Origin of the sequence: Corynebacterium sp. KPL1814 (assembly GCF_000478175.1) — a bacterium.
Taxonomy (GTDB): domain Bacteria; phylum Actinomycetota; class Actinomycetes; order Mycobacteriales; family Mycobacteriaceae; genus Corynebacterium.
Genome location: NZ_KI515778.1, coordinates 58,249 through 69,916, shown reverse-complemented (window position 1 = coordinate 69,916; position 11,668 = coordinate 58,249). Strand labels below are relative to the sequence as shown.

The 11,668-nt window shown below is 59.5% G+C and carries 12 protein-coding genes and 1 pseudogene; 4 read left to right on the top strand and 9 right to left on the bottom strand.

Annotated elements, in window-relative coordinates:
- A pseudogene (locus tag HMPREF1257_RS10080) lies at nt 1–189 on the top strand (IS256 family transposase); the annotation flags it as partial.
- A 352-nt stretch (nt 190–541) separates the two neighbouring features.
- On the opposite strand, the gene rplE reads toward HMPREF1257_RS10080, so the two are convergent.
- From rplE to rplN, 3 genes are read right to left on the bottom strand one after another with little or no spacing between them, the layout of a single operon-like run.
- Complete coding sequence (gene rplE / locus HMPREF1257_RS10070; RefSeq protein WP_023025194.1) at nt 542–1,093, bottom strand: 50S ribosomal protein L5; 552 nt, start codon at nt 1,091–1,093, stop codon at nt 542–544.
- Nucleotides 1,094–1,095: 2 nt separating this feature from the next.
- Nucleotides 1,096–1,410 carry a 50S ribosomal protein L24 gene (rplX, locus tag HMPREF1257_RS10065; protein WP_005276967.1) on the bottom strand — a complete coding sequence of 105 codons (315 nt, stop codon included), beginning with the start codon at nt 1,408–1,410 and terminating at the stop codon, nt 1,096–1,098.
- 4 nt (nt 1,411–1,414) lie between these two features.
- The gene (gene rplN / locus HMPREF1257_RS10060) at nt 1,415–1,783 is read right to left on the bottom strand and encodes a 50S ribosomal protein L14 (RefSeq protein WP_023025193.1); all 369 of its coding nucleotides are present in this window, start codon (nt 1,781–1,783) and stop codon (nt 1,415–1,417) included.
- A 542-nt stretch (nt 1,784–2,325) separates the two neighbouring features.
- Here rplN and HMPREF1257_RS10055 point away from each other — a divergent pair.
- The gene (locus HMPREF1257_RS10055; RefSeq protein ID WP_023025192.1) at nt 2,326–2,664 is read left to right on the top strand and encodes a hypothetical protein; all 339 of its coding nucleotides are present in this window, start codon (nt 2,326–2,328) and stop codon (nt 2,662–2,664) included.
- 293 nt (nt 2,665–2,957) lie between these two features.
- Here the strand turns inward: HMPREF1257_RS10055 and HMPREF1257_RS10050 are convergent, their stop codons facing one another.
- Together HMPREF1257_RS10050 and HMPREF1257_RS10045 are read right to left on the bottom strand one after the other, a co-directional pair.
- The gene (locus tag HMPREF1257_RS10050) at nt 2,958–4,985 is read right to left on the bottom strand and encodes a sucrose-specific PTS transporter subunit IIBC (protein WP_023025191.1); all 2,028 of its coding nucleotides are present in this window, start codon (nt 4,983–4,985) and stop codon (nt 2,958–2,960) included.
- Between the two features lie 124 nt (nt 4,986–5,109).
- Nucleotides 5,110–6,318, bottom strand: coding sequence for a glycoside hydrolase family 32 protein (locus HMPREF1257_RS10045; protein ID WP_023025190.1), 1,209 nt, complete (start codon nt 6,316–6,318; stop codon nt 5,110–5,112).
- A 20-nt stretch (nt 6,319–6,338) separates the two neighbouring features.
- On the opposite strand from HMPREF1257_RS10045, the gene HMPREF1257_RS10040 reads away from it, so the two are divergent.
- Nucleotides 6,339–7,223 (top strand): carbohydrate kinase, encoded by an 885-nt coding sequence (locus HMPREF1257_RS10040; protein ID WP_023025189.1) that lies wholly within the window; start codon nt 6,339–6,341, stop codon nt 7,221–7,223.
- Nucleotides 7,220–7,615 (top strand): hypothetical protein, encoded by a 396-nt coding sequence (locus tag HMPREF1257_RS10035; protein WP_023025188.1) that lies wholly within the window; start codon nt 7,220–7,222, stop codon nt 7,613–7,615. The genes HMPREF1257_RS10040 and HMPREF1257_RS10035 overlap by 4 nt, the downstream gene beginning before the upstream one ends.
- Nucleotides 7,616–7,657: 42 nt before the next feature.
- Here the strand turns inward: HMPREF1257_RS10035 and HMPREF1257_RS10030 are convergent, their stop codons facing one another.
- The 4 genes from HMPREF1257_RS10030 to HMPREF1257_RS10015 form a co-directional block, all read right to left on the bottom strand.
- Nucleotides 7,658–8,485: an ABC transporter ATP-binding protein gene (locus tag HMPREF1257_RS10030; RefSeq protein WP_023025187.1), complete on the bottom strand. Its 828-nt coding sequence runs from the start codon at nt 8,483–8,485 to the stop codon at nt 7,658–7,660.
- Between the two features lie 84 nt (nt 8,486–8,569).
- On the bottom strand, nt 8,570–9,604 hold the full coding sequence (locus tag HMPREF1257_RS10025; protein WP_023025186.1) for an iron chelate uptake ABC transporter family permease subunit: 1,035 nt from the start codon (nt 9,602–9,604) through the stop codon (nt 8,570–8,572).
- Nucleotides 9,601–10,680 carry an iron ABC transporter permease gene (locus HMPREF1257_RS10020; protein WP_023025185.1) on the bottom strand — a complete coding sequence of 360 codons (1,080 nt, stop codon included), beginning with the start codon at nt 10,678–10,680 and terminating at the stop codon, nt 9,601–9,603. Before HMPREF1257_RS10020 ends, HMPREF1257_RS10025 begins: the two co-directional genes overlap by 4 nt.
- Entirely contained in the window at nt 10,681–11,628 is a 948-nt protein-coding gene (locus HMPREF1257_RS10015; RefSeq protein WP_023025184.1) for an ABC transporter substrate-binding protein, read from the bottom strand.
- Nucleotides 11,629–11,668 lie beyond the last annotated feature (40 nt).

The window sequence follows — 11,668 nt, the reverse complement described above, 5'->3', positions numbered from 1 at the left end:
GCGCTCAAGACGCTGTGGTTGATGATCTGCAACATTGAAGACAAACGAGCCGCAAAGAGAGCGAAACAAGGCAAACGAGCCTCGGCTACCGCCAGCAGGCTCGTGGAAGGAGCCCGAGTTTCCGGCTGGAAACAAGCCATCAACCAAATGGCCGTAGCCTTTCCCGCCCGCTTCGACAAATACCTATAAACCTAGCCCCACACACAAACAACTTGACACGCTCTACTTCTGCCATCCAGGATCGCCGTGGGAACGAGGCAGCAACGAAAACACCAACAGCAGTCTCAAGAGAAACCTTCCCAAAACAGCGACCTGTCCATCTACAGCACCGAGGCCCTAGAGATGATCGCCAACATTCACAACCACAAGCCACGCAAAGCACTCAACTGGCGCACCCCAGCCAAAGTCATCCCTGACACAAACCGGTAGTATCACACCAAAGCAGCCATCATCGTTGAAACGACCACTAGAATCCAAGGATGACAATAAAACTAAAAAATCCCAACTCCTTGCATGGAGTTGGGATTTTTTAGCGCTCTATTTACTTGAACGGAAAGCCGAGCTCGCGCAGGAGCTTACGGCCTTCTTCGTCGTTGGTAGCGCTGGTAACGACGGTGATGTCCATACCACGGGGACGATCGATCTTGTCGATGTCGATTTCGTAGAACATGGACTGCTCAGACAGACCGAAGGTGTAGTTACCGTGGCCGTCGAACTGCTGGTCAGACAGACCGCGGAAGTCACGAATACGTGGCAACGCGATGGTCAGCAGACGGTCCAGGAACTCCCACATGCGGTCGCCGCGCAGGGTAACGCGTGCGCCGATAGGCATGCCTTCGCGCAGCTTGAAGTTTGCGATGGACTTCTTTGCGCGACGCAGCTGTGGCTTCTGACCGGTGATAGCGGTCAGGTCCTCGAGAGCGCCATTGATGACCTTAGAGTCACGGGCAGCTTCGCCAACACCCATGTTGACGACGACCTTGGTGACGCCAGGGATCTGCATGACGTTGTCGTACTTGAACTCTTCGTTCAGGTTCTTGCGGATTTCCTCGCGGTAGCGAGTCTTCAGACGCGGGGTGTAGTTCTCGCTCATTTTTAGATGTCCTTCCCGTTGCTACGCGCGATACGGACCTTTTTGCCGTTCTCGTCGAAACGGTAGCCCACGCGGGTCGGGTTGCCCTCGGAGTCAACGATCGCAACGTTGGACACGTGGATCGGGGCTTCTTGGGTAACGATTCCGCCGGACTCGGCGCCACGCTCGGTAGCGGAGTTTGCGACGTGCTTCTTGATGCGGTTAACGCCCTCAACGAGGACCTTTTCGCGCTTCGGGTATGCCTCGATGACCTTGCCCTTCGCACCCTTATCTGGGCCCGAAATGACAATCACCATATCTCCCTTATGGATCTTCATAAGATTAGATCACCTCCGGTGCTAGAGAAACGATCTTCATGAAACGCTTGTCACGAAGTTCACGAGCAACCGGGCCGAAGATACGGGTACCGCGAGGTTCGCTATCGCCCTTCAGAATAACTGCAGCATTCTCGTCAAAGCGGATGTAGGAACCGTCTGGACGACGGGTCTCCTTCTTCGCACGGACGATAACTGCCTTAATTACATCGCCTTCTTTTACGCTGCCGCCTGGAACAGCGTCCTTGACGGTCGCGACAATTACGTCGCCGATGCCAGCGGAGCGTCGGACAGAGCCACCGAGAACGCGGATGCACAAAATTTCACGTGCACCAGAGTTGTCGGCGACGCGCAGACGCGATTCTTGCTGAATCACTATGGGTCTCCTGACCTGGATTGATGTGCGACAAGATTTCCGTCCTTGCCACACGCGGTCTACAAACTTGCTGTGCTCGAGCCTTTACAACGAACACCGTAAAGCGTCGATGGGTCTCGGACCGGCGATTCGGAAACGCACCGCTACGGACCGACCAGCTCTCGCAACCTATATATTCAACCATATGGGGGTGGCGCTTTCCAAACTTCGAATGCGAAGCAACTTTTCGCCCTAGCACCCCCTATTTAGGACAGCTGTGCCTGGTTTTAATAATCGGACGATTTTTCTTTGCGCAGCGGTAATGCAGCACAAAGAATCCTGTCAATCTTTAGATCCGTTTATCTCTCAGACGGACTCTTCCCTATTCCACTGCCCCCTAAGGACAAAAATGAATCGCATACCTAAAGTTCTGACCGCCACTGCGTTAGCTGGCGCCCTCACCTTCGGCGTCACACCCCACCGCCCCTACGCCGGAAGCAAACGCTCAGGCGCAAAGTGGAATTGGAATTGCTGCCTTAGCAGCAGTTCTCGTAATCGGTGGCGTGACGTGGTACCTCGCCAAGGACGGCATTACCTACATCAGAGATCAATCTCGGACTCACTTGGAGCCTACTCCAGAAGAGAAAGCCGCCTCCCAAGAAATGATCAAAAACAACAAAGAAGAAGTAATCGCTCAAAGTGGCGCAATCGAGGAAACAGCTCCTGAGCAGGCCCCCGTCGAAACACCGGTGGAAGCCGAAGCACCTGCAGCTGTTGAGGCTCCGCGTGGCATGGCGGCAGAAACCGGCTCGAACACTGTCGCTCGGCTCCTAGCAGCCCTCAGCATTGCAGCAATGATGCTTGGCGGCGTGTTCACCGCCCGCCGGAGATTCTGCGCATAGTTCAATTCTCTTGCGCTAAAAGGTCGGTGTGCGTTAGCGCTCGTGTTCCTGAGTCGCCCTAAGGTAATTTCCCACGCGATTGGCCCACAGCAAAACTTAGCCGTGCCGGTGTTGGTAGCGACCGAGTTGGCGGTCTCTTATGGTTTTCTAGGGGATCGATACCGTAGCCATTGTCACCGTGGTGACACCAGCCGCCCAAAGCCTGGGCAACGGCGCAACGGCGCCTAATGAACACCAACAAGTAAAAGGCTGGGTTTATCCCCAGCCTTTCTTGTATCAGAAACCCCAGCCCCTTAAGACGTAGCTTCCTTCGTAGAAGTCTCCGCAGTCTCCTGCCTAGCCTTTGGATCAACGGTAAATAGGTCCGTCCCAGAACCGATGAGCTCGCCCTCGCGGAAAGCCGCGGTGGGAATAACGGGGCCAGTCTTCTTGGCGTTGGACACAACGATTGGCGTCGTTACCGGCAGACCCGCTTCCTTGATGGCTTCGATATCGAATTCAGCCAGGACCTCGCCTTGCTTGACGGTATCGCCCTTATTGACATGCGAGGTGAAGTGTTCACCCTTGAGATTTACCGTATCGAAGCCAATGTGCATAAGGATGTCAATCGGCCCCACCGCTGGGTCTTCCACGCGCAGGGCGTAGGCGTGGTGAGAAGGGAAAGTCACGGTGATGGTGCCATCGGCAGGCGCAACGAGCTTGCCGACGGTCGGTTCGAGCGCAACGCCTTTACCCAGCTTGCCTCCGGCGAACATGGGGTCCTCAACTTTGGATAGGGGCACGGCATTACCCTCTAGCGGGGAAAAGATTGTTGCGGCATCTGCGGCGGCGGAAGCGCTGGCAGCAGACTCTTCAGCGGCCTCGGCGGCCAAAGCCTGTGCGGCGGGAGGATTGACCTCATCCGGATCAATAGTGCCATTGCGATGGATGAGCACGCGCCCGTACAGGTAGGCCCCGATGAAGGCGACGGCGAAGGAGATGACACCACACAGCAAGAAGGTTGGGACAAAGCGGGGAACGGAGACGAAGCCAATGAAGCCGGCGGCGCCGAGGGCATCCGCAAGCACGCCGAAAATGGCAATGAATGTAGAAGCGATGGCTGATGCCGCCATACCGATATAAAACGGCCAACGCAGGCGCAGGTTAACGCCGAAGATCGCGGGCTCAGTAATACCAAACAGCGCCGAGATACCGGAGGCGCCGGCCAAGCCCTTGAGCTTTTCGGAACGCGCCAGGAAGTACACCGCCAAGGCCACACCACCCTGGGCAATATTGGCCATCGAAGCGATGGGGAAGATGAAGGAACCGCCCTCATTCCACAGCATCGTCTCAATGGGCGGGAATGATTGGTGGAGGCCGGTAATGACGATTGGCGAATAAACCAGGCCGAAAAGGAATCCGGCCACGGGGCCTGCAAAGTCATACAGGTTGGCCAGCCCCATGCCCAACCACTCACCGGCGGTACGCAAGATGGGTCCCAGGCCCATAAAGGTAATAAAGCCCGTCACCAGCAGGGTAAGCAGGGGCGTGAGCATGAAGTCCACGGTGCCCTTGAGGTGCTTGTGCAGGAACTTTTCAATCGTCGCCAAGATCCAGGCGATGACCAGAATGGGCAAGATAGAGCCCTGGTAGCCGGCTTGGGCAACGTCTAAGCCAAAGATATCCCAGTAGGGCATCTCGCCATTGTCAATGGCCTCGGCAACGTTATAGCCGCTAACCAAATCTGGCATGACCATGGCCATGGCCATGCCCGCGCCCAGGAATTCATTACCGCCAAAGCGTTTAGTAGCAGTAAAGCCCACGAGGATAGGAAGGAAGGCAAAGGGGGCGGATGCCAGGAGGTTGACCAGCCCGGCAAATCCTTCCCACGAGGGATACATTTCGATGACGGATTGATCCCCAAATAGTCCCGGCGCGGTCAGCACATTATTTAATGCCATCAATAGACCGCCGCCGAGCAGGATTGGGATTAGCGGAACAAAGATATCGGCCAAGACCTTGACCGCACGGGAGAACCAGTTCCCAGATTCCGCGGCAATATCCTTTAGGCGGTCGGTGGATACGGCGACGTCCTTGGAAATGGACTTGGTCATTTCCTGAAAGACGATATTGACATCGCCTGGGCCCACGATGACCTGGAACATACCACCGGCTTCGAAGGTGCCCTTCAGATCCGGATCGTTGTCTAGCGCTGCGGTATCTACCTTGTCCGAATCATCCAAGACCATGCGCAAGCGCGTGGCGCAGTGGGCAAGGGCAATAATATTATCTTCGCCGCCTAATGCCTTCAGGGTGCGGGCGGCGACCTCTTTATGCTCCATGGACCAACCTTTGTTATTTAGGTCACATTAAGTGACCGAATGTGATTGACTACTTCCCATTTAAGTCTGTTTGGGCCCAAATGTCCACAAAGCAAAAAGCTGTCGATCCTAGTTCCGCAGGGTCTTAGTCCAGCGGCTCCCATGCATGCCAGGGAGCATCACCAAAGACCGCGAAGGACGCGGCGATGCGACCGCCACCGGCAAAGACTTCTACGGCGCAGCCATCGGCGATGAGCCGCATTTCTCCATCGGGGCATGCGATCGGCTCACCGTCGTTGAAAGAGATGGTGCCACCTCCTTGCACCACGCGGAACGCTTCCTTGCCAGTGGCATCGACAAGCGCATAAGCTCCCTCCCCCGTTATATCGATGGTCGAGCCATAGCCCTCCCTGCCGCGGGTTTCCGGCAGCGCAGACCACAGAGGTTCTTGGCACAGGTAATTATCCTCCAGCCACAGCTGCCGCGGAATAGTCAAGGTATGCACCCACCCGTGCGTTGGCGTCTCATCATGAGCGGGCATGCCCATCCAGCCCAGCAAGATATTTTCCTCGGTTGCCTGCGGCGCATAGAACTGCGTGCCGTGATCCAGAAGGGTAAAGCCACGCTCAACGTGGAAATTAAGCCCGTCCAAGGTGCCGACGACGTAGCCGCACCGGTCCGTTTCCTCCTGTGGGCAGAAGATCAGCACGTGTTTATCCCCAAAGGTCAGCAGGTTGGGGCACTCCCACATATAGCCACCGGGAAGCTGCGCGGGATCATCAAAAACAAGCTCACCCTGAAACTCCCACTGCCTTAAATCCTGTGAATAATACAGCACGATGGTTCCGCGTTCGTCTTCCGTTTGCGCACCAATGACCATGCGCCATCCCTCCCCGGCGCGGGAAATATGGGGATCGCGGAAATGGCCGGTATATCCCTCCGGAGAATCAGCGATAAGCGGGTTGTCGGCATCGCGGACATAAATCCCGCCTTCCGGCCCAGAGGGGTCCATGACCCGCACGCGGTTCTGCGACGAGATGCGGCGCCCGTCTTCTTTCAAGTTTCCCGTATAAAAAAGCCACACGTCAGTGCCGTCAACAACGGCCCCGCCGGAGTAGCACCCATCCTTGTCATAGGGCAGGTCAGGATAAAGCGCATCGGGATAATGCCGCCACGGAGTGGGCGCGGACACCGTCGTGGTGGCGTGACCCCAGCCAGTCCGCTTGGGCTTGTGCGGAAAGGCAGGGTCATGCTGGTAATATGCGTGCAGAATATCGCCATCCACAAAAAGGCCATTGGGGTCATTGAGGCGACCAACTGGTGGAGCGAGGTGAAAGTTCGGTCGGTGGTTCATGTCCCCGATACTATGGAACTATGACTATTCATGTGTGCGGCGAAGGCCTCGTGGACCTGGTTCCGGTATCCCCCGGCCGCTTGAACGACCTCACCCCGGCGCTAGGCGGCGGCCCCTTCAACGTGGCCATCGCCGCGGCACGCCTGGGCGCGGACGTGGAGTTCCAATCGCGGATTTCTACCGATGGCTTTGGCCAGGAATTATTCCGGCGCCTTGAGGAAGAAGGCGTCGTAACCGCCCACGTGCAGGGCGGCGAAGAACCGACCACCTTGGCGGTGACCACCATCGCAGCAAACGGCACGGCCTCCTATAACTTTTATGTGGAAGGCACCGCAGATCGCTTCGTTGAGCCCAAACTAGTCCCTGCAGATATCGCCTGCTTCGGCACCGTTTCCTTGGCCTTGGAGCCGGGTGCTTCCCGCTACGCGCAGCTGCTCAAGGACTTTGCCGCGCAGGGAACACTCGTGGCCCTAGATCCCAATATCCGGCCCTTTTACGCCACCGACGCGCATAAGAAATTCTTGGCGGATTTGCTGCCACACGTCTCTGTGCTGAAACTATCGGATGAAGAGGTGGACTTTTTAGGCGAAAAGTTCACCAACCAGGTACCCATCGTGGTCACCACCCGCGGCGGCGATGGAATTAGCGTCAGGGCCGGGGATACTTCACTCGACGTTCCCGCAGCCGCGGTAGAGGTCACCGATACCATCGGCGCCGGCGACACCATCATGGCAGCCCTGTTGACGCAATTGGATGAACGCGGCCTCGATGCGAACAAAGCCGCAACACTAAGCGCCGAACAGTGGCGCGATATCCTCCACTTTGCCGCCACCGCGGCCGGCATCACCGTCTCCCGCACCGGCGCCAATCCCCCACTGCGCAAGGAAGTAGAGTCCGCCCTATGAGCTACACCAAACGCACTCTGTGGATACACCTGGGACTATTCCTCTTAGTGTTCCTCGCCTTCATCCTCCCCGTTGTCGTAGGAACCGCAGCCCTGCTCCCGCTGTGGCTCTCGGGTGGATTAAGCATAGTCCTGGCAGCAGCCGCGCTTATCGATGCCGCCTTTAAGTTCTTCGCCCCCACCTCCCCACGCAGCCTCAAGCTGCTCTCCGGAATCGCTGGCATCGTGCTGCTGGTGGGCTGGGGAATCTGGCTCTATATCTACGGCAATATGGCGGCAGTCGGCACAGGAACCTACCGCATCGGCAATTTCCTGCTGAGCGTGGGCTGCGTGCTCAACCTCTTCATCATCGCCATTTCGGTTTTGGATATCCGCCGGTTGGCGCGGCAGTAGCCGATCTGAGCAACACGCTCCCCGCGCTTAGCGGGGGAGCGCTTACTTGTCGCTGGGGAGGACGCGGCGGGGGACGATAATGGGGGCATCGCCAAGCGGGTCGTCCCAGGCCTCCGCCTCGATGCCATAGGCCTGCGCCAATACCTTGGGGGCCAGCGCCTGCTTCGGGGCCCCGCGAGCAATGATTTCGCCGGCCTTCATCACCACCATGGAATCGGAGTAGTGGCCCGCCAGCATGAGATCGTGCAGGACCACTACCACCGTTTTGCCGGCGCGCGCCTGTGCGCGAGCCAGCTCCAACATGCTCATGGCGTGTGCGGGGTCGAGGAAGGTCGTGGGTTCATCGAGAAGCAGCACCGGCGTATCTTGCGCCAACGCTAGCGCTAGCCAGACGCGCTGGCGCTGCCCGCCCGATAGGGAAGCGATATCGCGATCGAGGAAGTCCACAATCTCCGTGGCCTCGCAGGCCTGGGCGATGATCTCTCGGTCCGTGGCGGAAAGGCCGCGCATCCTGCCCTGATAGGGGTGGCGCCCACGCGCAACCAACTCGCCTACCCGCAATCCATCAGGGGCCACGGGGTGCTGCGGCAGCAGCGCCACCTGCTGCGCGGCTTCCTTCGCGTTCATCGCATGCAGGTCAGCGTCCCCGACCATGACGCTGCCCTGTCGCGGGGCCAGGATTTTAGACAGAGTCTTGAGCAGCGTGGACTTGCCACAGCCATTGGGCCCGATGAGCGTGGTGACCTCACCGGCGCGGGCGTGTAGATCGACGCCGGCGAGGATATCCTCGCCGTCCTTATATCCCGCATGAATGCCGGTGGCTTGGAGGCTGCACCGGCGCTTCGAGCGCGTGGGCTGATTATCCGTCATATCTTTTCCTTCATCCACGTACGAGTGTGTAGCACTATTTGGGTGGCGCGCTGGGCTGAACTTCGCTGTGCCGCGCCACGGCTTTTAACTGCGCCGGGCCGCATTCCACACCAATACCACCAGGGCGCAGCCGCCGATGACCGAGGAGACCGCGCCCACCGGGGCGTTAACCGGAATCGCGCCGGCGATAACGGCGCACACGGTCAGCAGAGCCGCGCCTGCGGCTGCCGATGCCACCGGCGAGGGCGTAGGCGTGCGCGCCACCATCCGCGCCAGGTGCGGTGCCAGCAGCGCGATAAAACCAATGGGTCCCACCACCGAGACCACCACGGCGCAGATGCCGGTTGCCGCGATGAGCAGCAGGGCGCGCTGGCGGGAGATATTGACGCCCAGGGTGGTTGCGGAGGAATCATCATGGGCAAGCAGCGGCAGCTCCCGCGCGCACCAGATGCCTATGGCGAGGAACGGCGCCAAGGCCACCAGCAGGGGAAGGATGACCTCCATGCGCACGAACCCGGTCGATCCCGCCAGCCACGTTTGCGCCTCGGCCGCGCGCTGGATCTGGGCGCTGCGCATCAAATACGCCACGATGGCCTGAAACATCAGCGATAGGGCGATGCCGACGATGACGATGCGATTGCTCGTGCCGATGCCACCCAAGACGGCGAGGAGAATAACGACGAGGAGGGCGCCGCACATCGCCAAGCATGCCCGCCACCAGAAGTCCGGGATACCGTCCGCGAAACCGGGGCGCGAATGCACGGTGCCCAGCACCACCAGGACCGATGCGCCGCCAGTAACGCCGAGGATATCCGGCGATGCTAGCGGGTTGCGGGCCATGGTCTGCGTCCACGAACCGGCCACGCCGAGGGCGGCGCCGACGATGACGGTGGCGATGGCGACCGGCAGGCGCAAGTCCCATACCACCCTGATGTGGCTCTCGCTGCCGCCGCCGGTAAGCACATCGATGACCTGCCGCGGGCTCAACTCCAGCGGGCCTTTCCCCAGTAATACCAGGTAGGCGGCAAGTGCGATGAGGCCAAATACGAGCGTAGAGGCTAGCACGCGGACGTGCCTGCGGCGCTGCTGCGCTTGCAGGATACTGCTAATTGTTGTCATGCGTTATCGCCCCACGATCTACCCACGCCGCGGTGGGCGCCCCAAATGAGGAAGGGCGCGCCCACGATGGCAAGCACGATAGACATCTCTAGCTCCGAGTTACCGACGATGAGCCGGCCGATGATATCGGCGGCGAGCACGGCGCAACCGCCCAGGAGAGCAGAGGGCAGGATCATCGTGGCAACGCTGGGGCCAACCGCCCGCCGCACGATGTGGGGAATGGCGAAGCCGACGAAGGCAATGGGGCCCGTTGCCGCCGTGGCGCTGCCGGCCAGCACCACGACGCTGAGTGCTGCGCCCACCCGCGCGGTGGTGGGAGATCCGCCCAAGGCGAGCGAGGACTCCTCCCCCATGGCCAAAAGGTCGAGCGGCCTAGCCGCCATCGCCGCGCACGCGAGGCCAATGAGCAGGCCAATACCCGCAATGGCGACGTCTTCTGGGCCGCGCCCAAAGGTCGAACCGATGGTCCAGCGCCGCATGCTATCGAGGACGTCCGTGGAATACAGGCCGATGATCACCGCGCCCGATCCCAAGGCGGCGGAGACACCGGCGCCGACGAGAATGAGCGTTAGCGGATCCTGAAACCGCCGCGAGACGGCCAGAACCAGCAGCGTGGTAATGCCCGCCCCTGCAAGCGCGAGAGTGGTGCGCATGCCGGTGGTGGTAGCAATGCCGATGGCCGTGCCCAGGGCAACGAAGAACGACGCGCCTGCGGTAATGCCAATAAATCCCGGGTCCGCCAGCGGGTTCCTGGTCCACGACTGCGCCAAGACACCGGCGACGGCAAGGGCCGCGCCGGCGAAATAGGCCAAGAAGGTGCGCGGCATGCGCAGGTTCCACACGATATCGCGGATATCCTGCTCGCCTGCCCCGCGCAGCGCGGCGATGACCTCATCGGGCGGAATGGAACGGGAACCCAACGCCAAGGACGCCACCGCCAGCGCCAGGCTGGCGAGGATGAGGGCGACAAGGAACGTCTTGCGGCCCTTTCCCCGCGCCATCACCGGTGTGGCTGTGGGGTTTTGCGCTGTGAGACCCGTCTGGATAGTCTGGCCGTCCTTCGTGGTTGCTGACAATTACAGCTTCTCTTCAAACTTATCTATTGCCCAGGGAATGGTCACTGGGTTGGGCATGCTCATGGCGTTGCCGGTATCCGTGTCCAGGTAGCGCACACGCTTATCCTTGACTACATCGAGGCCCTGGAAGGTCTTATCCTTCTTCAAGACATCGGCAGAGCCGTTGTAGTCCAGGACAAAGAGGTGATCAACCTGGTTCAGCTTTGCGTAGTTTTCCGGGGCAATGTCAACGAAGAAGCTGCTGCCATCGCCCTTCAACTCATCAGGGATTTCCATGCCAAGATCCTCGATGAACTGGCCGCGCCCATCCTCATCGGTGTACAGGCCAATCTTGCCGTCATAGGGCATGACGATGGCTGCGGACTTGCCCTGCAATTCGGTGTGCTCGCGGCGGAATTCCTCGAAGGCGTTCTCGGTGTCCTTGATAAGTTTATCGCCTTCGTCTTCCTTATCCACGGCATCCGCGATGGCCTCAACTTGGTCCTCCCAGGGAACCTGCCAGTCTTCATAGCCATCCGGCTTGACGGTGGTCGGCGCGATATCCTCCAGGGATTCCTTCGTGCGCGCATCTACTGCCTGGTTCACAGCAATGATCTTGGTGGGATCAGCAGCGGTAATCTGCTCGAAGGTATCCGCGGTGAAACCAGTTGCGGTGTTGTAGATGACCTCAGGCTTGGCATCGCCAAGCAGCTTCTTTGACCACGGGCCAACGCCGGAAGGATCGCCATCGCCCTCAGCGCCCCACGGCGCCACCGTCACGGGAGTGATGCCCAGGGCGAGCAGCGTATCGGCATCCCCCAAGCCCAGGCTAGCCACGCGCTCCTCGCTGGCAGCGTCTGTCGACTGCGTACTTTCATCGCCCTCACCGCGCGAGCAACCGGCTAAGGCAACGGCTCCGGCGGACAGCACTGCCACAACACCCATGGTGCGGCGCCCGAAAATCTTCATGAGGGAAACCCTTTCAATAAAGGAGGAAAATGACGTGGCT

Excerpts from the sequence above, each read along its gene's own strand:
- HMPREF1257_RS10030 (WP_023025187.1), bottom strand. The coding sequence starts at position 8,485 with ATGACGGATAATCAGCCCACGCGCTCGAAGCGCCGGTGCAGCCTCCAA.
- rplE (WP_023025194.1), bottom strand. The coding sequence starts at position 1,093 with ATGAGCGAGAACTACACCCCGCGTCTGAAGACTCGCTACCGCGAGGAA.
- HMPREF1257_RS10035 (WP_023025188.1), top strand. The coding sequence starts at position 7,220 with ATGAGCTACACCAAACGCACTCTGTGGATACACCTGGGACTATTCCTC.
- rplX (WP_005276967.1), bottom strand. The coding sequence starts at position 1,410 with ATGAAGATCCATAAGGGAGATATGGTGATTGTCATTTCGGGCCCAGAT.
- HMPREF1257_RS10045 (WP_023025190.1), bottom strand. The coding sequence starts at position 6,318 with ATGAACCACCGACCGAACTTTCACCTCGCTCCACCAGTTGGTCGCCTC.
- HMPREF1257_RS10015 (WP_023025184.1), bottom strand. The coding sequence starts at position 11,628 with ATGAAGATTTTCGGGCGCCGCACCATGGGTGTTGTGGCAGTGCTGTCC.
- HMPREF1257_RS10025 (WP_023025186.1), bottom strand. The coding sequence starts at position 9,604 with ATGACAACAATTAGCAGTATCCTGCAAGCGCAGCAGCGCCGCAGGCAC.
- HMPREF1257_RS10040 (WP_023025189.1), top strand. The coding sequence starts at position 6,339 with ATGACTATTCATGTGTGCGGCGAAGGCCTCGTGGACCTGGTTCCGGTA.
- HMPREF1257_RS10050 (WP_023025191.1), bottom strand. The coding sequence starts at position 4,985 with ATGGAGCATAAAGAGGTCGCCGCCCGCACCCTGAAGGCATTAGGCGGC.